General features: G+C 73.8%; 23 protein-coding genes. 10 read left to right on the forward strand and 13 right to left on the reverse strand.

Translation table 11 applies throughout. The annotated features are described in order from the left end of the window. Positions 1–13 precede the first annotated feature (13 nt). Complete coding sequence (rox, locus tag AC156L_RS10175; protein WP_330874255.1) at positions 14–1,441, reverse strand: rifampin monooxygenase; 1,428 nt, start codon at positions 1,439–1,441, stop codon at positions 14–16. Between the two features lie 320 nt (positions 1,442–1,761). Then, the gene (locus AC156L_RS10180; RefSeq protein WP_330874256.1) at positions 1,762–2,379 is read right to left on the reverse strand and encodes a TetR/AcrR family transcriptional regulator; all 618 of its coding nucleotides are present in this window, start codon (positions 2,377–2,379) and stop codon (positions 1,762–1,764) included. Between the two features lie 61 nt (positions 2,380–2,440). Here AC156L_RS10180 and AC156L_RS10185 point away from each other — a divergent pair, with 61 nt between their 5' ends. Beyond that, the gene (locus AC156L_RS10185) at positions 2,441–2,719 is read left to right on the forward strand and encodes a hypothetical protein (RefSeq protein ID WP_330874257.1); all 279 of its coding nucleotides are present in this window, start codon (positions 2,441–2,443) and stop codon (positions 2,717–2,719) included. Here AC156L_RS10185 and AC156L_RS10190 read toward each other — a convergent pair. The 6 genes from AC156L_RS10190 to AC156L_RS10215 all read right to left on the reverse strand — a co-directional run bounded on the left by AC156L_RS10190 (position 2,712) and on the right by AC156L_RS10215 (position 8,092). Next, positions 2,712–3,365 carry a response regulator transcription factor gene (locus AC156L_RS10190; protein WP_330874258.1) on the reverse strand — a complete coding sequence of 218 codons (654 nt, stop codon included), beginning with the start codon at positions 3,363–3,365 and terminating at the stop codon, positions 2,712–2,714. The two genes, AC156L_RS10185 and AC156L_RS10190, sit on opposite strands and share 8 nt — an antisense overlap. Continuing rightward, on the reverse strand, positions 3,365–4,540 hold the full coding sequence (locus tag AC156L_RS10195) for a sensor histidine kinase (protein ID WP_330874259.1): 1,176 nt from the start codon (positions 4,538–4,540) through the stop codon (positions 3,365–3,367). The genes AC156L_RS10190 and AC156L_RS10195 overlap by 1 nt, the downstream gene beginning before the upstream one ends. Positions 4,541–4,613: 73 nt before the next feature. After that, on the reverse strand, positions 4,614–5,264 hold the full coding sequence (locus AC156L_RS10200) for a response regulator transcription factor (protein WP_330874260.1): 651 nt from the start codon (positions 5,262–5,264) through the stop codon (positions 4,614–4,616). A gap of 9 nt (positions 5,265–5,273) precedes the next feature. After that, positions 5,274–5,726: a hypothetical protein gene (locus tag AC156L_RS10205; protein WP_330874261.1), complete on the reverse strand. Its 453-nt coding sequence runs from the start codon at positions 5,724–5,726 to the stop codon at positions 5,274–5,276. A gap of 106 nt (positions 5,727–5,832) precedes the next feature. Then, positions 5,833–7,530, reverse strand: a complete 1,698-nt coding sequence (locus AC156L_RS10210) for an alpha/beta fold hydrolase (RefSeq protein WP_330874262.1) — start codon at positions 7,528–7,530, stop codon at positions 5,833–5,835. Positions 7,531–7,552: 22 nt separating this feature from the next. Next, positions 7,553–8,092, reverse strand: coding sequence for an RDD family protein (locus tag AC156L_RS10215; RefSeq protein ID WP_330874263.1), 540 nt, complete (start codon positions 8,090–8,092; stop codon positions 7,553–7,555). Between the two features lie 141 nt (positions 8,093–8,233). Here AC156L_RS10215 and AC156L_RS10220 point away from each other — a divergent pair, with 141 nt between their 5' ends. From AC156L_RS10220 to AC156L_RS10235, 4 genes are read left to right on the forward strand one after another with little or no spacing between them, the layout of a single operon-like run. Next, positions 8,234–8,986, forward strand: a complete 753-nt coding sequence (locus AC156L_RS10220; RefSeq protein ID WP_330874264.1) for an SGNH/GDSL hydrolase family protein — start codon at positions 8,234–8,236, stop codon at positions 8,984–8,986. A gap of 41 nt (positions 8,987–9,027) precedes the next feature. Then, positions 9,028–9,702: a response regulator transcription factor gene (locus AC156L_RS10225; protein ID WP_330874265.1), complete on the forward strand. Its 675-nt coding sequence runs from the start codon at positions 9,028–9,030 to the stop codon at positions 9,700–9,702. After that, positions 9,699–11,084 (forward strand): HAMP domain-containing sensor histidine kinase, encoded by a 1,386-nt coding sequence (locus AC156L_RS10230; protein ID WP_330874266.1) that lies wholly within the window; start codon positions 9,699–9,701, stop codon positions 11,082–11,084. Before AC156L_RS10225 ends, AC156L_RS10230 begins: the two co-directional genes overlap by 4 nt. Continuing rightward, on the forward strand, positions 11,081–11,563 hold the full coding sequence (locus AC156L_RS10235; protein WP_330874267.1) for a hypothetical protein: 483 nt from the start codon (positions 11,081–11,083) through the stop codon (positions 11,561–11,563). Before AC156L_RS10230 ends, AC156L_RS10235 begins: the two co-directional genes overlap by 4 nt. Here the strand turns inward: AC156L_RS10235 and AC156L_RS10240 are convergent. Further along, on the reverse strand, positions 11,547–12,749 hold the full coding sequence (locus AC156L_RS10240) for an acyltransferase family protein (protein WP_330874268.1): 1,203 nt from the start codon (positions 12,747–12,749) through the stop codon (positions 11,547–11,549). The genes AC156L_RS10235 and AC156L_RS10240 overlap by 17 nt on opposite strands. Positions 12,750–12,914: 165 nt before the next feature. Between AC156L_RS10240 and AC156L_RS10245 the strand changes: the two genes are divergently transcribed. Then, positions 12,915–13,661 carry a GH12 family glycosyl hydrolase domain-containing protein gene (locus AC156L_RS10245; RefSeq protein WP_330874269.1) on the forward strand — a complete coding sequence of 249 codons (747 nt, stop codon included), beginning with the start codon at positions 12,915–12,917 and terminating at the stop codon, positions 13,659–13,661. A 54-nt stretch (positions 13,662–13,715) separates the two neighbouring features. On the opposite strand, the gene AC156L_RS10250 is transcribed toward AC156L_RS10245, so the two are convergent. Together AC156L_RS10250 and AC156L_RS10255 are read right to left on the reverse strand one after the other, a co-directional pair. Further along, complete coding sequence (locus tag AC156L_RS10250; RefSeq protein WP_330874270.1) at positions 13,716–14,378, reverse strand: response regulator transcription factor; 663 nt, start codon at positions 14,376–14,378, stop codon at positions 13,716–13,718. Beyond that, on the reverse strand, positions 14,375–15,493 hold the full coding sequence (locus AC156L_RS10255; protein WP_330874271.1) for a histidine kinase: 1,119 nt from the start codon (positions 15,491–15,493) through the stop codon (positions 14,375–14,377). Before AC156L_RS10255 ends, AC156L_RS10250 begins: the two co-directional genes overlap by 4 nt. Positions 15,494–15,708: 215 nt before the next feature. On the opposite strand from AC156L_RS10255, the gene AC156L_RS10260 reads away from it, so the two are divergent. Then, a complete protein-coding gene (locus AC156L_RS10260) occupies positions 15,709–16,050 on the forward strand; it encodes a DUF6223 family protein (protein WP_330874272.1) in 342 nt (113 codons plus the stop codon). 6 nt (positions 16,051–16,056) lie between these two features. On the opposite strand, the gene AC156L_RS10265 is transcribed toward AC156L_RS10260, so the two are convergent. Continuing rightward, positions 16,057–16,791, reverse strand: a complete 735-nt coding sequence (locus AC156L_RS10265) for a class I SAM-dependent methyltransferase (protein WP_330874273.1) — start codon at positions 16,789–16,791, stop codon at positions 16,057–16,059. A gap of 205 nt (positions 16,792–16,996) precedes the next feature. Between AC156L_RS10265 and AC156L_RS10270 the strand changes: the two genes are divergently transcribed. Together AC156L_RS10270 and AC156L_RS10275 are read left to right on the forward strand one after the other, a co-directional pair. Then, the gene (locus AC156L_RS10270; RefSeq protein WP_330874274.1) at positions 16,997–18,154 is read left to right on the forward strand and encodes a serine hydrolase domain-containing protein; all 1,158 of its coding nucleotides are present in this window, start codon (positions 16,997–16,999) and stop codon (positions 18,152–18,154) included. Positions 18,155–18,417: 263 nt separating this feature from the next. Beyond that, entirely contained in the window at positions 18,418–19,635 is a 1,218-nt protein-coding gene (locus tag AC156L_RS10275; protein WP_330874275.1) for a cytochrome P450, read from the forward strand. Positions 19,636–19,677: 42 nt separating this feature from the next. On the opposite strand, the gene AC156L_RS10280 is transcribed toward AC156L_RS10275, so the two are convergent. After that, entirely contained in the window at positions 19,678–19,851 is a 174-nt protein-coding gene (locus tag AC156L_RS10280; RefSeq protein ID WP_330874276.1) for a hypothetical protein, read from the reverse strand. A 1,432-nt stretch (positions 19,852–21,283) separates the two neighbouring features. Between AC156L_RS10280 and AC156L_RS10285 the strand changes: the two genes are divergently transcribed. Further along, complete coding sequence (locus AC156L_RS10285) at positions 21,284–22,510, forward strand: MFS transporter (protein ID WP_330874277.1); 1,227 nt, start codon at positions 21,284–21,286, stop codon at positions 22,508–22,510. The last annotated feature ends 154 nt before the right edge of the window (positions 22,511–22,664 follow it).

A 22,664-nucleotide genomic window follows, 5' to 3' on the forward strand; every position in this document is an offset into this window, starting at 1 on the left:
CACGCCGCCGACCTCAACCCGCGGCAGCACCGAACCAGCGCGGCAGGTGGTCGAGCAGGTCCCGCTGGTCCTCCCCGACCCACGCCACGTGCCCGTCCGGCCGCAGCAGCACCGCGGGCACGTCCAGTTCCTCGCTGACGTCCACGACGTGGTCGACCCGGTCCTCCCAGCCCGCCACCGAGAGCCCGCCGGTCTGGTCGAGCAGCAGCCCCCGGCCCGCGTGCAGCAGCCCGTACAGGCGTCCGCGCTTGAGCCCGACGTCCCGCAGCCGCCTGCCGACCAGGTCGTGGCCCCCGCCGAAGTCGTAGCGCAGCCCGATCGCGGTGATCTTCTCGGTCAGGTGCCGGTTCACGTCCTCGAAGTCCATCAGCTCGGCGATCAGCCTGCGCACCGCCCTGGGCCCCGGCTCGGTGGACATCAGCTCCATCTGCGCGCGGGTGTTGTCCAGCACGTCGGCGGCCACCGGACGCCGTTCGGCCTGGTAGCTGTCCAGCAGCCCCTCCGGCGCCCAGCCACCGACCGCGGCGGCCAGCTTCCAGCCGAGGTTGAACGCGTCCTGGACGCCGAGGTTGAGCCCCTGCCCGCCCGTGGGCGGGTGGACGTGCGCCGCGTCGCCCGCCAGCAGCACCCGGCCGACCCGGTAGCTGTCCGCCAGCCGGGTGGCGTCGCCGAAGCGGGAGAGCCAGCGCGGCGAGTGAGCGCCGAGGTCGGTGCCCGCGACCCGCACGAGCTGCCGGGTGAACTCCTCGAACGTCGGCGGGACCGACCGGTCCCCCGCCACCCCCTCGGCGGGCACGACGACGCGGTGCACCCCCTCCCCCAGCGGCATCGCGCCGAACCGGACCTGCGTCCTGCGGACCTCCGCCATCACGGCCGTCAGGACCTCCGGCGACGCGGTCAGCTCCATCTCGCCCAGCAGCGTCTCGACCCGGCTCGGCTCGCCGGGGAAGCCGACGCCGAGCAGCTTGCGCACCGTGCTGCGACCGCCGTCGCAGCCGACGAGGTAGCGCGAGCGCAGGTGCTCGCCGTCGGCCAGGTCGACGGTGACCCCGTGCTCGTCCTGGCTCAGCCCGACCACCTCGCGGCCCCGCCGGACCTCGGCCCCGAGTTCGACGGCGCGCTCGGTCAGCAGGCGGTCCGTGGTGGTCTGCGGGATGCCGAGGACGTAGGCGTGCGCGGTGTCCAGCCGCTCCGGCGACCGCTTGGGGATGCCCGCGAAGAAGCCCCCGACCGGGTGCGTCGTGCCGACCGCGAGGAACCGGTCGAGCAGACCGCGCTGGTCCACCACCTCGATGCTGCGCGCGTGCAGGCCGAGCGAGCGCACGACCCTGGTCGGCTCCTCGTCCCGCTCCAGCACGAGCACCCGCACGCCGTGCAACCTCAGTTCGCACGCCAGCATCAGCCCCGTGGGCCCGCCGCCCGCCACCACCACGTCGATCAACCTGATCCCCCGCCCATCCGAGTCAGCACGTCCGGCCGCAGAGTCTGCGGCAGCACCCCGGTCTTGCCGCAAGCCCCCCGGTGAGCTATAAATTGAGTGTGGCGAGGAGTGTTGAACTCCTCGCCATTCGTCGTTTCAGGACCACTGTGGACAGACGCTGGCATTGCCGCACCGCGTTCGTCGCGATCGGCGACCCGTCCACCCCGGACTCCTCGGCGACCGCGTGACCGTCGTCAGCGCCGACCCTCGCCCACGGCCCCTCCACCGGCTCGCGGATCCGGCCGTCGGAGATCCGGGGTGGGCGGGAGGTCGCCGTGCCGTCAGGATCGTCGACGCTCTCGGTCGGCACCGACCGGGAACAGGCCCGCCAGCACGTGGTCCACGATGTCGGCGGAACCGGCCGTCGGGGCGACCGCCGTGCGCAGGGCGAGGCCGATGCCCAGCGCCCCCAGCAGGACCACCGCCTGGGACAGCGGGATCGCGGGCGTCACGCCCAGCCGCTCCACGTGGGTGTCGAGCAGGGCGACGACCTGGTCGTCGTGGCGCCGCTGGACCGCGGCGACCGCCGCCGCCGTCACGGGCTGCCGCGCCGTCGCGGCGAGGACCTCCGCGGCGACCGCGCTCCACTTCGCCGCGTCCTCGTCCAGCACGGTGGCCGGGAACAGGGCGGCGACCAGCTCGTCACGGGTGGTGGCACCCGCCAGGGCTGCGCGCAGCCAGGTGAGGTGCGCCTCCGCGTGGCCGTCCACGATCGCCAGCCACAGGCCCTCCTTGCCGTCGAAGTGCTTGTACACCGCGCCGCGGGTGTAGCCGGCGTCCGCCGCGATCTCCTCGACCGTCGCCGCCAGGAACCCGCGCCGCAGGAACACCTGCCGCCCGGACTCCAGGAGCTGGTCGTGGGTGCGCCGCTGCTGCTCGGCGCGGGTCAGCCTGGCCATGCCCACCTACTTCAGTAACAGACCGTTTCTGGATACACGACGTTACTGTACGGTCGGGCGCATGGACTTCCTGGGGCCCTTGGCGACGGTGGCCTGCCTTCCGCTCAGCCTGGCCGTGTTCGCGTGGTTGGCCGTGCGGGCCCGACAGCGCGGCAGCGGCCACTCGCTGGTGGCGCCGTTCGAGGACATCTGGGACCCGAGCTCGCACCGGACGCACATCGAGGTCCAGCGCCAGGAGGACCGGGCCACCCGAGCGCCGTCGCCCGGCGACCCGCCGCTGCTGCCGTGGCGCTACGCCGACGTCGACGACGTGGCCGACCACCGGGGTGAGGTCAGGTGAGCAGCCGGTTCCGCCACGCCCAGATGGCGATCTCGGTGCGGTTGCGCGCCTCCAGCTTCGCCTGGACGCTCGCGAGGTGGGACTTGACGGTGGACAGCGAGATCCGCAGCGCCGCGCTGATCTCCGCGTTCGTCCGTCCTCTCGCGACGGCCAGCACGACGTCCAGTTCCCGCGCCGTCAACGGGATGTCCGGCCTCGGTGGCGTCCGAGCGCCCGCGTCCTCGGTGAAGTGCTTCAGCAGCCGCACGGTGACCGAGGGAGACACCATCGACTCCCCCTTGGCCGCCGCGTGCACGGCTTCGAGGAGAAGCCGGGGCCCCGCGTCCTTGAGCAGGAAGCCGCACGCCCCCGCGAGCAGGGCCGCGTAGACGTTCTCGTCGACGTCGTAGGTGGTCACGACGACGACCCGCAGCGGGTCGACGACCGTGGGGCCGGCGAGCAGCTCGGTGGCGCGCAGGCCGTCGAGCTTGGGCATCCGGATGTCCATCAGGGTCACGTCGGGCCGGTACCGCTGGGCGAGCCGCACCGCGGCCTCGCCGTCGGCGGCCTCGCTGATGACCTCGATGCCGGGATCGGCGTTCAGGATGAGCCGGAACCCGGTGCGCACCAGGGTCTGGTCGTCCGCGATCAGCACCCGGATCGGCATCAGACCCCTTCCTCGCCGCGCAGCGGGAGCCACGCGGTCGTGCGCCAGCGGTTGTCCGGTTCCGGACCGGCGTCGAGCGCCCCGCCCAGCGACGAGACCCGCTCGGCCATGCCCACCAGGCCGTAGCCGTCGCCCCCGCGGTCGCCGCTGACCCCGTCGTTGCGGATGTCCAGCACGAGTTCCCCCTCGTCCACGTAGGCGCTGACCTCGACCGCGGTGGCGCCGGGCGCGTGCCGCCGCACGTTGGTCATCGATTCCAGCACGATCCGGTGGACCGTACTGGACAGGTCCGACGGCACCGGCATCCCGTCCAGCTCCTCCGTCACGTCCACCTCGGCCTGGTCGCCCGCGGCGGCGCGCACCGCGTCGCCGAGGGTGCCGCTGGGCAGCGGCGGCAGCGGGTCGCTGCGCAGCATCCCGACCAGCCTGCGCATCGAGGTGAGCGCCTCGGCACCCGCCTGCTCGACCTCCCGGTAGACCTCCACCGGGTCCTGGTCGGGCACCGACGGGTCCTCCGCGAGGGCGTGCGCGGCCTGGGCGAGGACGACGATCCCGCTGACGTGGTGCGCCACCAGGTCGTGCAGCTCCCGCGCGAGCTGGAGGCGCTCGCTCTCGCGCACGCGGTCCAGTGCGGCGACGTGCCGGGCGTCGGCGTCGCGCAGCACCAGGCCGATGGCGAGCGCCGTGCCCCACAGCAGCGCGGCGGGCACCGCTCCCAGCGCCGCCCTCGACTCGAACCCGTAGCGGACCACGGGCGCGGAGACGACGGTGATCCCCGCGGCCGTCGCGAGCACCGTCGCCCCCACCGGCCGCAGGCGCCTGCACCCCGCACCCGCGACCAGCGCGACGGCCAGGACCTCCGTGACCACCGGGTGGGAGGCCGACCCGACCCCGGTCATCCCCACGAACCCGGCCACCGCCGTGCTCAGCGCCGACAGACCGATCACCGACCAGCCGAGCAGCGCCACGCGGTCCGGGAAGCGGCGGCGCAGCACGGCCAGCACCGCCACGGCGGTGCCCATGTGCGGGACCACCGCCGACAGCGCGGACGACACGACCCCGGAGTTGCCCCCCTGCCGCACCACCAGCACGTTGTCCGCGATCGTCGCCACCACCAGCGCGGTGATCTCGGCGACGAGCACGCCTCGGCGCGCGGGAGGTCCGGTCGTTGCCATGGGGACGATCATCCCGCCGTCGCGCACGGCGTCACCGACCAGGCCCGTGAGCGGAGCGGCCGTTCGGGTCGGGTCATTCGACCAGTCCACCTTCCCAGGCCCAGATGGCGATCTCCGTGCGGCTGCGGGCGCCCAGCTTGTTCCGGGCGCCCGCCAGGTGCGTCTTGACGGTGGACAGCGAGATCGACAGCTCGGCCGCGATCTCGGCGTTCTCCAGGCCGCGCGCCACCGCGAGCACGACGTCGGACTCCCGCGCGGTCAACGGCACCTCGTCGCGCCGGGGAGCGCGGCGGGTGGTGCGGGTGAAGTGCCGCAGCAGCCTCGTGGCGACCGACGGCGACACGATCGACTCGCCCCGCGCGGCGGCGTGCACCGCCTCCACGAGCAGGCGCGGTCCGGCGTCCTTGAGCAGGAAGCCGGCCGCGCCCGCGGACAGGACGGCCTCGACCGTCTCGTCCACGTCGTAGAGCGTCACCACGAGGACCCGCAACGGATCCGGCACGCCCTCGCCCGCGAGCAGTTCCGTGGCGCGGACGCCGTCGATCCTCGGCATCCGCACGTCCAGCACGGTGACGTCCGGGCGCAGGTGCCGCGCCAGCCGCACCGCCGACTCGCCGTCGGAGGCCTCGGCGACGACCTGGATGCCGGGGTCGGCGTCGAGGATCAGCCGGAAACCCGTGCGCACCAGGGCTTGGTCGTCGGCGACCAGCACTCGGATCGTCATCGGGTCCGGTCACCCGGCTCGCTTGACGCCCGCGATGTAGGCGTTGGAGGCGGGCAGGAAGCTCAGCACCACGGCGATCACCGCGATGGCGCAGCTCACGTAGCCGATGGCCGTGTTGCCGTCGGTGGTGAGGATCGACGCGAGCTGGAGCAGCGTGAGCACCGTGAGCACGATCCGCGCCCAGTTGCGGCCCGCCTTGAGCTTGAACGCCAGCCACAGGTCCACCAGCGCGATCAGCGCCGCGACGCCGATGGCGAAGGCGAGCCCGACCGTGGCCGAGCTCTGGAGCTGCTCCTCGGTCATCGACGCGCCGCTGGACTGGCGCAGGGTGTCGACGAGCTGGTCGCGCGACCCGGCGAGCACGGCGATCGACACCAGGCTGGTGACGGTGTTCGCGAGGAAGCCGAAGAAGGCCGCGATGATCGTGGTCGGAGGGGTGGTGTTGTGCGTCGAGGTAACCATGCCCGAAAGCTATGGCCTTCCCGGATGTGGCGCAGTGCAAGGAGGATCCGCCTAGTTCTTTCGGCTGATCCCCTAGTGCGCGGGCACTAGGGGATCAGCCGGCTCCCTATCGGGGCGAGTGCGCGTTGACCTCGCGCAGGTACTCCTGGACGTGGTCGCGCAGCGGCGTCGCGGGCGTCGGGGCCTGCGCCGCCAGGACGGTCGCGGGGGTCTTCACGGGACCCGCGACGGGGTGCACGACGTCCTCGTCGATCAGCGGGACACCGGGGCACACCGCGGTCCCCGGCCGGGAACCGTGCAGCAGGAACACGTTCACCATGCCCTCCACGCACGGGTTGCCGCTCGTGGCGTACTGGCCGTGGTACGGCGCGTCGTCCACCGACACGAACCCGACGCCCGGTGCCGCGCGCACGGCGTCGCGCGCCTGCTCGTAGCCGGTCTGCGGGTCGAACTCGCCCTGCACCACCAGAATGTTGCCCGCCACCTGCGCGGGCAGCGTCGGCAGCTGCCGCCTGGGCGCGTCGGACCAGAACCCGCAGGGCTCGGAGAGCCCGTAGGCCCAGCCGTACAACGGGTTCGCCGGACCCTGGCGGTCGCTCAGCGCGCGGTACCAGGCGGCCGACCGGGTCGGCTGGTCGCCGCACGCGACCGCGTAGCGCGTGCCGGGGACGAACGTGTAGTCCGGCGCGGCCTCGGCGATCCGCGCCGGGGTCAGCTCGGCCGCGGGCACGCCGAACTCGGTGCGGGACAGGCCGTCCAGCCGTTCCCGCAGCTCCGGTGCGACGCCCGCGAGCGACTCGCCGCCGCCGGCGGCTCCGTTGGCGCCGATCACGAACACCAGCGTGCCCAGCAGCCAGCCCAGGGGGCTGCCCATGCCGACGAACGCGCGGTCGAAGCCGTCCGGCGAGATCTGCTGGGACGCGAAGAAGACGCGCGCCCGCTCCCACGTGGCCTTCGCCTCCACCGGGGTGGAGCCGACGACGTCCGGGAAGTTCCGGGCCGCCCACGGCAGGTACTGGTCGTCGAACTGGCGCTGGTCGATCACCGGGAACGCCTCGAACGCGGCCTGGAGCCTGCCCTGCCAGTTCACGCTGGAGTCGAGCACCACCTTCCCGGTGGAGGCCGGGAACAGCGACGCGTACTTGGCGCCGAGCCAGGTCCCGTAGGAGTAGCCGAGGTAGTTGAGCTTCTCCTCCCCCAGCAGCGTCCGCACGAGGTCCATGTCGTGCGCGGTCTGCCACGTCGTGACGTACGGGGCGATGGCGTCGCTCTGGCAGGCCTCGGCGACGGCCCTCGGGACCTGCTGGTGCGCCGCGATGCTCCGCGCACCGCGGTCCCGCGCGTCCAGCAGGCCCTGGGGCAGGCGCCCGGTCGGCACGTGGCACCGGAAGCCGAGGTCGGTCGGCGACGTGCCGCCGGTGCCGCGCGGGTCCATGCCGATGAAGTCGTACTTCCCGTTGACCTCGGGTTCGAGCCCGGCCAGCGAGTTCGCGAACGCGGCGCCCTGCCCGCCGGGGCCGCCGGGGTTCAGCAGCAGGACCCCGGCGCGGTCACCGGTGGCCTTCGTGCGGCTGACGGAGACGTCGAGGTCGACGCCCGAGTCGGGTGCCGCCCAGTCCCTCGGGGCCTTGATCAGCGCGCACTCCACGGCGGGCGCCCCTTCCTGCGGTGTGAAGGGGCACGCCCCCCAGGTCACCTGCTGTTCGGTGTACCGGTCGAGCGGGTCCGCGAGCGCGGTGGCGGGAGCGGAGGTGGTGATGACGGTCAGCACGACCGCCGCCGCGACCCTTGCCTGTCGTCGCATGGTGGGCCTTCCGGATCGAGGATCAAGACCTGCGATCGTGGTGGCCCGCGCGCTCCGCGGCCTCGGTCGCGAGGACGAGATCCGCCGACCGCCTAGTCCTCCGGGACGAGGTGGGGGTCTTCGCGACGCGCACGACGGTGGTCCGCGTCACCAGGTCGCCGAAGCGCTGGTGCTTCGGCGTGACGGCGATCAGGACGGCGCCCAGCAGGCCGAGGAACAGGCCGTCCACCGCGAACAGCAGCCAGCGCACCAGGTAGTCGCGCCTGCTCGGCCGACCGCCGTCGAGCCGGACGACCTTCAGCCCCAGCCAGCGCATCGCGGGTGTGGCGTCGTCCTTCCGGTGGGGCACGAAGACCTCGACGTAGAGGGTGCCGAGCAGGCTGACCCCGATGAGCATCACCAGCGGCAGGAACAGGACCTGCCACGGGGCGCCCAGTCTCACCAGGCCGTACGCCGCGGCGGCCCCCCACAGCGTGGCCGAGGCGGTGGCGACGTGGACCAGCACCTGGTCCACCACGTGCTGGAGGTACCGCCGCAGCACCACGTTCTGCCCGTCGAGCACCCGCCCACCCTTCCAGACCGCGGCCCCACCCCGCCGAGCGGTGTCTCACATGGACGGTCCGCCCGTGAGCGCGCGGCGTTGCGACAGGACCGGGACACGCGGTGGACGGGACGTGGACGCGGGAGGGGAACCGTGGAGGCCATGACCACACGTGCCGCAGTCGTGATCGCCGCCTCCGCGCTGTCCCTGCTCACCGCCTGCTCCGGGGCGGACCCGTCGCCCACCGCCGCCGGGAGCACCGCGTCCCCCTCGGCCCGGCTGCTGTGGATGGGCGACTCGGTGGCCGCGGGCGAGGCCGTCCCGCTGGCCGCCGCCGCGAAGGCGGGCGGGCTGGCGCTGGAGTCGATGGCCTCCGAGGGCGGCGGCAACGTCTCCGGCATCCCCGACCTGACCACGGCCACGTGGGACCGGCTCACCGAGGAGCTGCGGTCGTTCGCGCCGACCGTGGTGGTCTACCAGGTGTCCACGTTCGACTGGGGGACCGAGCAGGAGCAGCGCGCGGCCTACGGGAGGCTGCTGGAGACCGTGTCCGCCGCGGGCGCGGAGCTCGTGTTCACCACGGTGCCGCCCATCAGGGTCGACGACTTCTACGCCCCGCACGTCGAGGAGCTGCGGCGCACCACCGCCGTGGCCAGGGCGGTGGCCGACGGCTCCGGCGGCCGGGCCGCGGTGCTGGACAGCGCGGCGGTCTGGGGGCCGACCTACCAGCAGGACCGCGACGGCGAGCGCGACCGCCACCCCGACGGCGTCCACACCTGCCCGCAGGGCGCGGCCCGGTTCACCACGTGGCTGCTGGAGGAGCTGGCCCGGCTCGTGCCGGGGTTCACGCCCGCCGAGCCGGAGGTCTGGGCCAACACCGGCTGGGCGGGCGACCCGGCGTTCCGGGGCTGCTGACCCCCGGTGGCTGGGACACCGGCGACCCGGATACTGGGCAGATGGCCGTGATCTTGCTCGTCGAGGACGATCCGCGGGTCAGCAGGGCGCTCCAGCTGGCGCTGGCCCGCTACGGCAACGAGGTCAGCACGGCGGGGACCGGCGAGGAGGGCGTGCGCCGGGTCCGCTCCGCCGCGCCGGACCTCGTGGTGCTGGACGTGATGCTGCCGGACGTGGACGGGTTCGAGGTGTGCCGCCGGATCAGGGCGCTGGGGTCGGTCCCGATCATCGTGCTCACCGCGCGCGGGGACGACTTCGACGTGGTGGCCGGGCTGTCGGCGGGCGCGGACGACTACGTGGTCAAGCCCGTGCGGCCCGCCGTGCTGGACGCCAGGATCAAGGCGGTGCTGCGCCGCGGCGGGCTGCCGACCGACGAGGTGCGCACGTCCGGCGACCTGGTGATCGACGCGGCGGGCGCGTCGGTGGCCAAGCGCGGCAGGCCGGTGGCGCTGACCCCGATCGAACTGCGCACGCTGCTCACCCTGTCCGGCGCGCCGGGCCGGGTGTTCAGCCGCGAGCAGCTGCTGCGGCTGGTCTGGGAGCACGACTACCTCGGCGACTCCCGGCTGGTGGACAACTGCGTGCAGCGGTTGCGCGCCAAGATCGAGGACGTGCCTGCCGAGCCGGTGTACGTGCAGACCGTGCGCGGCTTCGGCTACCGGTTCGGCCCGCTGTGAGCCGGTGGTTCCGCCCGCGCGGGCTGCGCTCCCGGCTGGTCGTGGCCTTCGTGCTGGTGACCGTGCTGGGCGCGGCGGCGGCCGCGTGGGCCGGGGCCGCGACGGCGGGGACCGCGCTGGAGGAGGAGAGCAGGCGGCGGCTCACCGAGACGCTGGAGCGCCAGATCAGCGCCGTCACCGCGGACCTGGCGCACCCACCGACACCCGACTCGCTCGACCGGCTGCGCGCCTCGATCGGCGAGGACACCCAGGTGAGCTACCGCGACCTGCGGTCGGGGGACCTGCCGGTGATCACCGACGCCCTGCGGGCCGCCGTCCGGGACCGGGGCGGGCTGGTGTTCCAGACCGTGACCACCGGGGGGAGTCGGAAGCTGCTGATCGGCACCCCGATCGTGCTCACCGGCATCGACCTGCGGCGTTCCCCCTCCGGCGTCGAGGTCTACGCGGTGCGCGACCTCGCCGAGACCGACCGGCAGGTGGGCCGCCTCCTGTGGACGGCGGCGCTGACCAGCGCGCTGGCGCTGCCCGTCGCGGTGCTGCTGGCGCTCGTGGCGGCGGGCGGGGTGCTGCGGCCGGTGCGCCGGGTCCGGGACACCGCGCGGGCGCTGGCGGCGGGTGACCTGTCCGCCCGGATGTCGACGCGCGGCGGGGACGAACTGGCCGACCTGGGCCGGACGGTCAACGGGATGGCCGCGTCGGTGCAGGAGGCGATGGCGGAGCTGCGGCGGTTCGTCGCCGACGTCTCGCACGAGCTGCGCACCCCGCTGACCACGCTGACCGCCGTGGTCGAGGTGCTGGCCGACTCCGTCGACGACCGCGAGCCCGCGGCGAGGGAGTCCGCCGAGCTGGCGCTGGCCGAGACCCAGCGGCTGGTGGCCCTGGTGGAGGACCTGATGGAGGTCTCCCGGTTCGACGCGGGCATGGTGAGCCTGCGGGCCGAGCCGGTGGAGGTGGCCGGGGCGGTCCGCGACTGCCTCGGCGCGCGCGGCTGGCGGGACCTGGTGCGGCTGGACCTGCCCGAGGAGGTGGGGGCGACGCTGGACCGCCGCAGGCTGGACGTGATCATCGCCAACCTCGTCGGCAACGCGCTGCGCCACGGCGCACCGCCGGTGGCGCTGCGGCTGAGCGCCGACGACGAGCGGGTGGAGATCGAGGTCACCGACCACGGGCCGGGCCTGGACCAGGAGGTGGTGGCGCACGTGTTCGACCGGTTCTACAAGGCCGACACCGCGAGGGCGCACTCGGCGGGCAGCGGCCTGGGGCTGGCGATCTCGCTGGCGAACGCGCGGCTGCACGGCGGCGACCTGGTGGCGGGCAACGCCGAGGGCGGTGGGGCGCGGTTCGTGCTCCGGCTCCCGCGCCACCACCGGGAACCGTCGTGAAGCGGCTCGCGGCCGTCGGGCTGGCCCTGCTGCTGACCGGCTGCGGCGCGGGGTCCTCCGAGGTGGTCGACGGGATGCGCGCGCCGACCGGCCTGGCGCCGGGGGTGACGCTGTTCTTCGTCGACGCCGACCAGCGGCTGCGGCCCCAACCGCGCGAGACCGGCAGGCTGGGCACCGTCGTGGAGGCGCTGGCCCTGCTGCTGACCGGCCCCGGCGCCGATCCCGACCTGCACACCGAGATCAGCGCGCGGGGCGAGACCAGGGTGGTCGTGGAGACCTCGGCCGACCGGATCACCGTCCGCCTGCCGCTGACCGGCGCCGACCTGACCGACCTGGGCGTCGACCAGGTCGTGTGCACCGCGCTGGGCGTGCACGTGCAGGGCGGGGGTTCGGCGTCGACCACCGTGCTGGTGGTGTTCACCCTGCCGGGCACCGAGCCGAACCCGCCCCGCCGCTGCCCGGTCATCCCACCCGGCTGACGTGCAGGTCGCCCACGTCGATCCGGGCCGCGGGCGGCTCCGGCACGACGACCCACAGCGCCGCGAGCGCGACCGTGGCCGCCGCGAGGACCGCCAGCCCCGTTCGTCCCCTCGCCCACGGGGCGCGGAACCTGATCGGGTCCTCGACCAGGACCTTCGACAGCACGGCCAGGCCGAGCGACACCGCGCACAGCACCCCCGTGCGCGCCCACCCGTGCAGGCCGAGCCGGTCCTCCGACAGCACCACGAACACCGGCCAGTGCCACAGGTACAGGCCGTAGGACACCAGGCCGAGCCCGCGCAGCGGGGCCCAGCCGAACAGCCGGGTCACCGCCGAGTCCGGCGTCCGCGCGCAGAGCAGGACCAGCAGCGCCGCCAGCAGCGAGTGCGCGAACAGCCCGCCCCGGAACAGCCAGTGCGCGTCCTCGCCGTCGGCGCTGGTCCACAGCACCGCGAGCGCGCCGGTCACCAGCACCTGCGCCGGGACGACCCGGCGGCCGACCGCCTCGACCACGGCCCGGCGGACCGGCGCGGTGGCCGCCAGCGCGCCCAGCAGCAGCGAGGACGCCCTGGTGTCGGTGCCGGTGTAGACCCTGGTGGGGTCGCCGGGGGTGAACAGCAGGACCACCAGCACCAGGGACAGCACCGAGACGACCACCGCGACCAGCGCGACCCCGTGCTCCACCCGCTCGACCGCCCTGGCCACCAGCAGCACGACCACCGGCCACACGAGGTAGAACTGCTCCTCCACTGCGATGCTCCACAGGTGGCCGAACACCCGCCCCGGCCCGAACCCGTCCCAGTAGCCCGCCGACTCGGCCAGCAGGTGCCAGTTCACCAGGTTCGCCTGCACCCACGGGCCGTCCGACAGCGCCGTCGCCCGCAGGTCCGGCTCCCCCAGCGCCCACACGGCCAGCGTGGTGCCCGCCATCAGCAGGGTCAGGGCGGGCAGCAGCCGCCGGAACCGCCTGCCCCAGAACGCGACCAGCGACACCGTCCCGTCCGACCCGACCTCGCGCAGCAGCAGGTCCGTGATCAGGTAGCCGGACAGCGCGAAGAACAGGTCCACACCGAGGAAACCACCGCCGAGGTGGCCCGCGTGGAACAGCAGCACCCCGGCCACCGCGACCCCGCGGACACCGTCCAGTCCCGCCGAGCGCGCGGGACCCCGTTCGAGAACACCCATGGGTCCCGAGCCTGCTGGGCGCGGGTCCCGGCCCTGTCCCGGCCGTGTCGCGGCCGTGTCGCGGACCCGTCGCGGTGATCGGGTTCGGCCCGCCCGCGAGCGGACGGACCGAAAATGTGGGAGCGTTCCCAGAAGCCGCCGCCGCGAGCCTTCGAAAGGAGTTCGATGCTAAGCACCCTCCGCGTCCTCGCGCTGGCAGGTCTGCTGGCCGCGGGCACGATCGCCGCAGTCGCACCGGCGCAGGCCGACACGACGATCTGCGAGCAGTACGGGTCGACCACCATCGGGGGCCGCTACGTGGTCCAGAACAACCGGTGGGGCAGCTCGGCGGCGCAGTGCATCAACGTCACCTCGACCGGGTTCCAGATCACCACGCAGCAGGGCTCGGCGCCGACCAACGGCGCTCCCCTGTCCTACCCGTCGGTCTTCCTGGGCTGCCACTACGGCAACTGCTCCCCCGGCTCGTCACTGCCGATGCAGGTCAGCCGGATCCGCAGCGCGACGTCCTCGATCGACTACCGCTACACCGGGGGCACCTACAACGCGTCCTACGACATCTGGCTCGACCCGACGCCGAAGACCAACGGGGTGAACCAGATGGAGATCATGATCTGGTTCAACCGCCAGGGCCCGATCCAGCCCATCGGCAGCGCCGTGGGCACGACGTCGGTAGGCGGGCGCACCTGGGAGGTGTGGCGCGGCAGCAACGGCGCCAACAACGTCATCTCCTACGTCGCCCCGTCCGCCATCTCGTCGTGGTCGTTCAGCGTGCGCGACTTCATCAACGACGTGCGGGCCCGAGGGGCGATCACCGACTCCTGGTACCTGACCAGCATCCAGGCGGGCTTCGAGCCGTGGAACGGCGGCACGGGCCTGGCGGTGGGGAACTTCTCGGCGTCGGTCTCCGGCTGACACCGACGGCGGTCGCGGCGCGTCCTGCTCGCGCGCCGCGCACCGCGGTCGGCGTCAGGGCTCGCGGACGGCCACCAGGCCGGATTCGTAGGCCAGCACCACGAGCTGGGCGCGGTCGCGGACACCCAGCTTGGTCATGGCCCGGTTGACGTGGGTCTTGGCGGTCAGGGGGCTGATCGCCATGCGCGCGGCGACCTGGTCGTTGGACAGGCCCCGCGCGACCAGGACGACGGCCTCCCGCTCCCGGTTGGTCAGCTCGTCCAGCCCGGCGCTGCTCGCGGGGTCGGGCGGCTGCGCCACGTACCGGTCGATCAACCTGCGGGTGATCGACGGCGCCAGCAGGGCGTCACCGCGCGCGGCGACCCGGACGGCGTGCAGGAAGTCCTCCGGCACGATGTCCTTGACCAGGAACCCGGCGGCACCCGCGCGCAGGGCGTCGAGGACGTACTCGTCCAAGCCGTAGTTGGTCAGGATGACGACGCGCACCGCGGCCAGCTCCGGGTCCGCCGCGATGCGCCGGGTCGCCTCTATGCCGTCCACGACCGGCATCCGGATGTCGAGGAACGCGATGTCGGGCAGGTGCTGCCGGGCGAGCGCCAGGCCCTGCTCCCCGTCGGCGGCCTCGGCGACCACCTCGATGTCGTCCTCGACCTCCAGCAGCGCCCGGAACCCGCCGCGCAGCAGCGGCTGGTCGTCGACGAGCAGGACGCGGATCACGGCGTCCGGTCCACGGGCAGTTCGGCGTGCACGGTGAACCCGCCGCCCGCGCGCGGTTCCGCGCTCAGGCGACCGCCGAGGGCCGTGACCCTCTCCCGCATCCCGAGCAGCCCGACACCGGGCGCGGGCGCGGAGTCCGGTGCGGCCGCGCCGTCGTCGTCGACCCGGATGGCCAGGACGTCGGGCCGGTGGTCGATCCGGACCGACGCGGTGGCGGCCCCTGCGTGGCGGGCGACGTTGGTCAGCGACTCCTGGACGATCCGGTAGGCGGTCCGGTCCACCGCGGCGGGCACGGCGTCGCGGTCCCCCTCGACCGCCAGCCTCGCGTCCAGGCCGTTCGCGCGGGCCCGGCGCACCAGGTCCGGGACGTCGTCGAGCCCCAGCGGCGGGCTCCGGTCGTCGTCCCGCAGCGCCTCCAGGGTCGCGCGCAGCTCGCGTGCGGCCTCCCGACCCGCCTCGCGGATCGCGAGCAGGGACTCCGGCACCTCCTCCCCCCGCTTGAGGGCGAGGTGCACGGCGACCTCGGACTGCACCTTGATCACGGAGATCTGGTGGGTGAGCGAGTCGTGCAGCTCGCGCGCGATGTGCAGCCGCTCCTCGTCGGCCCGGCGCCGCGCGGTCTCCTCACGGGTGCGCTCGGCCTCGTCCGCCCGGCGCTCGGCCTGCCGCAGCGCCTCCCCCGCCGCGCCGGCGGCGACCAGCCAGGCGATCTGGAGGACGTCCCGCGCCTGCGCGACCGCCTCGCCGACCGGCCAGTCGTGGGGCGACACCAGGATCGCGAGCGGGACGGCCACCAGCATGGCCACCGCCCCCACCACCGCGACGAGCCGGTGGCCCGCCCGCACCGCCGCGTACACCGCGAACAGGAACGCGACGACGGGCACGTCGAACCCGAGGGCCTGGTGGGCCAACGCGCACACCCCGGTCACCGCCAGCACCGCGACCGGTGCCCGTCGGCGCGCGGCCAGCGCCAGACCACCGGTCGCCAGCACCACGTGGCCGAGCGGGTCGAGGAGGGTGGAGGGGTGCCGCCCGGACAGCCCGGCCACCAGCAGGGCCGCCGCCACGCCGACGGCGATCCCCCAGTCCCCGACACCGATCCGCGGCCCGCTCATGCGTGCACAGTAGCCAGCGGTGGGCCCTGGCGAGTCCTGCTCGCGGACGACCTGCCGACTACCGCGAACGCGGTAGTCCCGCCGTTCCCACGACATCCGCGGTAGTCCCCCGCGACGACGGCGGCAGCGCGGATCTCCCGCGCGGGCACGACGACGGACGGCGCTCCGACGGACATGCTCTGCGGGGAAAACCCGTCGCAGTGAAGGAGCACACCATGTCCGCTCTCCGGTTCACCACGTCCGCGCTGGCCCAGTCCTCCGCCCTGACCACCGGGCGGTCCTGGTCGCTGGTGGCCGCGCTGCTGGGACTCGTCGGCGTGGCCCTCGGCGGGCTGGCGCTGGCCCGCCGCGCCGGGAGGCGAGGCGCTGTCGCCGCCCTGGCGACGGGTCTGGTCGGCGCGCTCGTCGGCGGACTCGTCGTGGGAGCGGCGCGGGGCGGGCCCGGCACCGGCTACGGCATCGTCGGCGGCTGCGTCGCCGTCGTGGTCGGGTTGGTCGCCGTGCTCCTCGGCGGGCTGGCGCTCGCCCGCTCCCGGCGCCCGGCGCCGACCCGGTGACCGGCGCTACCGGACGCGGTAGACGGAGACGTGCGAGTCGGACTCGGCGGTGAACTCCGCACCTGCCCAGTCGGCGTGCCGGGACTCCAGGTCGAACCCGGCCACGCTCGCCATCAGGTCGAGTTCGGCGGGCCAGACGTAGCGGTGCGGGCTGCGGGCCAGTCGGACCCGCCCGCTGCCGTCGAACGTGAAGTGGTGGGACACCAGGTGTTGGCGCACCAGGTCGTAGGTGTCCACGCCGAGGTAGCCGGGTTCGGAGTGGAACACCGCGGCGTCCCGCCCCGGTGGCAGCCTGCGCAGGTCTGGCACGCCCAGCTCGACCACGAACCGGCCACCGGGGTCGAGGTGGCGGGCCGCGTTGCGGAAGCAGTCGATCTGCTCGGCCTGGGTGAGCAGGTTCGAGATCGTGTTGTAGACCAGGTAGACGAGCGAGTAGCGGCCGGGGGCGGTGGCGGTCGCCATGTCCCCGACGACGACCGGGATCGTCGATTCGTCCACTGTGGACCGCAAGCGGTCGAGCATCGGCCGTGACAGCTCGATCCCGGTGACCGACACGCCGCGCCGCGCGAGCGGCACGGCCACGCGACCGGTGCCGACGGCGAACTCCAGCGCCCGCCCGCCACCGGCCAGCTCGACGAGGCGGTCCACCGTCGGCCCCAGCACCTCGGGCGCGAACATGCCGGTGCCCGGTGTGTCGTACCGCTGGGCCGCCTCGGTGTCCCAGACCTCGTCCTGTCGCATGGTGACGACCATGCTCGGGGCGGTCCGCGTTGTCCACCGAGTTTCCGACCGGTGCCGCGGGACGGGGAGCCGACCGTCTCAAGTGGAGTGCGACCCCTAGGGGTGGAGTGGGCTCCACCCCGGACCGGGTGGGCCGCACCACTGATCTCCGGCCGCGGATCGCGCAGGATCTCCCCATCGACCAGATCAACGGAGGAGATCCACGATGAGCAGAACCATCGCGACGGTGCGCAAGGGTGCGGCGGTCCTGACCGTGGCGGGGTTGGTGGGCGCCTGCTGGACCGCGAGCGCGGCGGCGGGCCCGTCCGGGCACCCGGCCGTCCAGGACAGCCTCAACTCCCTGGTGAGCCAGGAGAGGTTCCCGGCGGCGCTCGCCTCGGTGAGCCGCGACGGCCGCACGACCTCGCTGGTCGCCGGTTCCGCGCGGATCGACCGCCGGGTCCCGGTCCCCCGCGACGGCTACGTGCGGGCGGGCAGCGGCACGAAGACGTTCACCGCGGTGGTGGTCCTGCAACTGGTGGCCGAGGGCAAGGTGGACCTGGACGCGCCGATCGAGACCTACCTGCCGGGCGTGGTGCGCGGCGAGGGCGTCGACGCCACCAAGATCACCGTGCGGCACCTGCTCCAGCACACCAGCGGGCTCCCGAACTACACCGCGCACATCGGGCTGGACCACTTCCAGAAGATCCAGCACCGGTTCTTCCACCCCCACGAGCTGCTCGCGGCGGCACTCGCCCACCCGGCGGACTTCGCCCCCGGCACCTCGTGGAAGTACAGCAACACCAACTACCTGCTGGCGGGCTTCCTCGTCGAGCGAGTCACCGAGCGCCCGGTGCAGGAGCAGATCACCGAGCGGGTCATCAAGAAGGCGGGGCTGCGCCACACGTACTGGCCGCAGCCCGGTGACCAGACCGTCCGCGAGCCCCACGCGCAGGGCTACGGCACCGTCAGCACCACCGACAGGACGGTGATCGACGTGACCGAGATGGACCCCTCCTGGGGCGGGGCCGCGGGCCAGCTCATCTCGACGCCGAGCGACCTCGCGAAGTTCAACCGCCTGCTGCTGGACGGCAAGCTGCTCCCCGCGGCGCAACTGGCCGAGATGCGCAGGACGGTCGACGCGCCGGTGTACCCCGGTTCGGAGTGGCGCTACGGCCTCGGCCTGGTCAGCATCCCGCTCACCTGCGGCGGCCTGTACTGGGGCCACGGCGGTGACATCGACGGGTACGAGACCCGCGGCGGCGCCACCGACGACGGCCGTTCGGTGGGGCTCGCGGTGACCGCGCTGCCGGGCACCTTCGGCGACGAGCTGAAGGCCGTCAAAGCGGTGCTGAGCAGTGTGGACACCGCGTTCTGCGCGTGATCGGCGCGACGCGGGTGCCCGGACCCCGGTCCGGGCACCCGCCGGTGGGTGATCCGGATCATCCACACCGGAAACCACGGGCGCGCATCCGGGTGACAGCACCGGAGAACCGCTGGTCACCCGGTGCGGCCGAGGGGTACCACCCGGTCGCGGCCGAGTCGTCCGCCGAACGCGGTTGACCCTTTCGGGGGTCGACAGGAGAGGGTGAACGGGTGCTGGATAGGAGCGGAGAACCGCTTCCCGGCCCCTGGAGGACCGAGCACATGCCCGTTCCCGCACCACCCGTCCCCACCTGCGACGTGTACTCGCCCGAAGCCGCGGACGACCCCGTGGCGATGCTGCGCGGGATCCGCGCCGAGAGCCCCGTCAGCTGGATGCCCGACCTGAACTCCTACCTGTTGACGCGCCACGCCGACATCGTGGCCGCGTTGCGGGAGCCCCGGTTCATCAGCGGCAACCTGACGCAGGGCCTCGACAGGCTCAGCCCGGCGGAGGTCGCCGAGCTGAGCCCGATGCGGGAGTCGCTCGAACGCTGGATGGGGCACACCAACGACGTCGACCACGTCCGGTTCCAGCAGCTGCTCAAGCGGTACTTCACCCCGGCGATGGTGAACGGGTTGCGGCCGCGGGTGCGGGAGCTGACCACCGAGCTGCTGGACGCCGTGGCGCCGCTCGGCCGGATGGACGTGGTCGCCGACCTCGCGTACCCGTTGCCCGCCAACGTGATCGCCGAGATGCTGGGGATGCCGACCAGCCACCGCGAGCAGTTGCAGGCCTGGTCGCGCGACATCACCGCGGTGTTCACGATCGCGGACGTCGACAACCTGCGGGCGGGCCAGCGCAGCATCCTGGAGATGGAGGAGTACCTGCGGCCCATCCTCGCCGACCGCAGGGCGGAACCGCGCGACGACCTGCTCAGCATGTTCGCCGCAGCCGAGAGCCGCGGTGCCGTGTCGGAGGCCGAGGCGGTCGCGAACTGCGTGCTGCTGCTGTTCGCGGGCCACGAGACGACCGCCAACCTGATCGCGAACGGCCTGGTGCTGCTGCTGGAGAACCCCGACCAGCTGGCGCTGCTGCGCGAGCGGCCCGACCTCGTGCCCTCGGCCGTGGAGGAGATGCTGCGCCTGGAGGGCCCCGCCTCGGTGATCTCCAGGGTCGCGGAGGAGGAGGTCGAGGTGGCGGGCCACCGGTTCCAGCCGGGTGAGCGCGTCTACCTCGCCATGAACGCGGGCAACCGCGACCCGGAGGTGTTCCCCGATCCCGACCGCTTCGACGTGACGCGCAAGCCGAACCGGCACACGGCGTTCGGCATGGGCTCGTTCTACTGCCTGGGCGCGGCGCTGGCGCGGGTCGAGGCGGACGAGTGCTTCCGCCTGCTGCTGGACCGGCTGCCCGACCTGCGGGCGGGCTACGACCGGGTGCCGTGGCGGAACGTGGTGCCGCTCAACCGCCGCCTGGACACGCTGCCGGTGGAGTTCTGACGCCGTCCCGGCGCCCCGACCGCGGGGCGCCGGGCCCGGCCGTCAGGGCCGGAAGGGTGTGAGGTCCTTCAGCGAGTCGACGAGCTGGGCGCCCCAGCCGAGGACCGCTTCCCGGAACGGGGGCACGAAGATGAGCAGTGCCACCAGCAGCGCCACGTACGGCGCCACGCCCCCCTTGCGCTTCGACGCCACGCACACCCCCTGATCCGTCGTCACGACCAGCATGGCACGAGACCCGCGCGCCCCGCCGCCACGCCGTGCGGTGGTCGACGGGCCTTCGGCATTCCGCCGTCCACTCCCACGCCACCCGATCACCGCCCTTCCGAACCCATCGGTGAAGGCGGTCTCCCGCTCGGTCTCGAACAGCGCCCGGTCGACGTCGTGCACGGCGTTCTCCGTCGCTGTGGTCCGCCGTGCCGTCACCGGGAATGGGTGCACGAACCGTGCCGCTCCCCTGACCTGCGACGATGCGAACGACTCCGCGGTGCGGAGCGCGGGTGAGGTCGCGGTGCGCGGGCGGGCCGTGGTCGAGGAAGGCCGCCTGGTGCTCCACCGCGGCGGTCGCGACCCGGCGCAGCACTCCCGCGCGCAGGTCCAGCCCCCGGACGAGCTTGCGCGCGGCTCGCCCGCGCGGCCGTCACGCCCAACGCCTCGGCGACCCCCTCCCGGTCGTCGGCGGCGACCGCGGGCAGGTGCTCGCGCACGACGTCCACCAGCAGCGCGGACGCGACGCCGTCCTCGACCAGCGCCCGTGCCCCGGCGGCGAGCAGGTCGACGACCGTGCGCTCGACGATGCCGGACGGCCGCGACGCGCACCGTCCGCACCGCGTCCTCGACCAGCGCCCGTGCCCCGGCGACGCACCGCCCGCACCGCTTCCCCGACCGCGGCCACCGCCAGGCGGCGAACAGGTCGACGACCGTGCGCTCGACGATGCCGGGCAGCCGCGACGCGCACCGTCCGCACCGCGTCCTCGACCAGCGCCCGTGCCCCGGCGACGCACCGCCAGCACCGCTTCCTCGACCGCGGCCACCGCCAGGCCGTGCAGGTCGGCGATGTCCTCGGGATCGGCGTCGAGCAGGCCCCGGTCGGTCAGGTGCGCCACCACGGCGGGCAGCGCGTGGCGGCAGTCCGAGCGGCCCTCCAGCCCGGCCGCGGCCCCACCGTCCCGAAGGGCCGCGTCACGGCCTCGACGGCCTCCCGCGGCGCGCTCCCCGGACCGCGGCAGCGCGGACAGCGCGCCGCGACCAGGTGCCTGCCGCGGCCGGGCGCGGCGCCCCGGCCCGCCGCGCCGGCGCCGGGTTCTCCGCCAGCTCCCGCTCCACCCGGCGGGTCACCTCGTCCCGCGCCAGCGGCAGGAACTCCAGCCTGGAGCAGTTCCGGCAGCGACCGCGGCTCCAGCGCGGTGTGCGGCCCGAACGCGGGCGCTCCCCCGTGCGACACGTCGCCCTCCCCGACGGCGCTGCGATCCCGGTGCGCCGCCGCCCCTCCCTCACCACCGGCGGGCGGACCCCGCTTTCGCCGAGAACCACACCGTCCGGGCGTCCCCCGTTCGCGGTATCGGACCGCCCCCGTTTGAACCACAGGTCCCGCTGCGCTACGTTCAGTCACCGATCTGTCACGCGACCACTCTGGGGAGATGCGGCGCAAGTGCTCCAGCTGTCGAGGTACGCGCCTCGCACCAGGAACGGCGCGGTGCTCGCGGTCAGCGCCCTGGTCGACTCCATCGGCACCGGCCTGTTCCTCGCGATAGTGCCGGTGTTCGTCGTGCTCCACCTCGGTGCCGATCCCGTCCAGGTCGGCGTGGTCGTGGGCGCCGCGAACCTCATCGCGCTGCTCTCCCCCCTGCCCGCGGGGTGGCTGACCGACCGCGTCGGCCCCGGCCCCATGTGGACGGGGCTGCTGGTGGGCCGAGCGATCGGCTACTCGGGGTTCCTGTTCGTGTCGTCGTTCACCGGGTACGCGGTGCTGCTGTGCGTGCTCGGCCTGTTCGACCGCGCCAGCGCGCCCGTGCAGCAGGTGTTCCTGCTCCGCATGGAACGCCCCGAGGACCGCAGCAGGTCGATGGCCGTGCTGCGCACCGCCCGCAACATCGGGATGAGCGTCGGACTGCTGCTCGGTGGCGTGGTGATCTCGATCGGCACGCGCACGGCGTTCACCGTCGGGTTCGCGGCCAACGCGCTGTCGTTCGTGGTCCTGCTCGTCGCCGTCCGCCTCCTCTCCCGCACGGCACCCCCGGTCGAGCCCACGCCCGAACCCGGCGTGCGCGTCCCGTCGAGCGGAGTCGTGCTCAAGGACCGCCGCTACCTCACCCTGGCCACGGGCAACGCGATCCTGCTGCTGCACGACGCCGTCCTGTTCACCCTGCTCCCCCTGTGGATCATCAGCAGGACGGAGCTGCCACCCGCGTGGATCGGCCCCCTGCTGGCGGTCAACACCGTGCTGACGGTGGCGTTGCAGGTGCCGCTGACGAAGTGGGCGAACACGATCCCGAAGGCCCGCACGACGATCCTGCGCTCACTGGTCCCGCTGCTCGTCTCGGTCGTCCTGTTCCTGACCGCCGAACACGTGGGGGCCTCCATCGTGCTCCCGCTGGTGGCACTGGCGGTCGTGCTCCTGACCCTCGGCGAGAACATGCACTCGGTGTCGGCGTTCGAGCTGTCCTACCGAATGGCCCCGGAACGATCGATGGGCTCCTACCTGGGCGCCTTCGACTTCGGCCACGCCGTGCAACTCGCCGTCGGACCACCGTTCATGACCGTCGTGGTGCTGCGGGGCGCGATCGGCTGGAGCGCGCTCGGAGGAGCGTTCGCCCTCGGAGCGGTCCTGATGGCGGCCAGCTCGGCCAAGCGGGAACAACCGACCGGAGAGGGCTGAAACCCGCTGGGCGCTGTCGCGACCCGCACGACACCCCGCTCCGCCGAAGACCGTCCACCACCGTCCGCGACGGCCTCCACGAGGCGGTCCCGCACCCGGCCCGCGACGTCGCCGCCCGCGCAACTCCCGTCACGTCCGGAGTTCCGGGGCCGTT

This window comes from Umezawaea sp., from assembly GCF_057122925.1.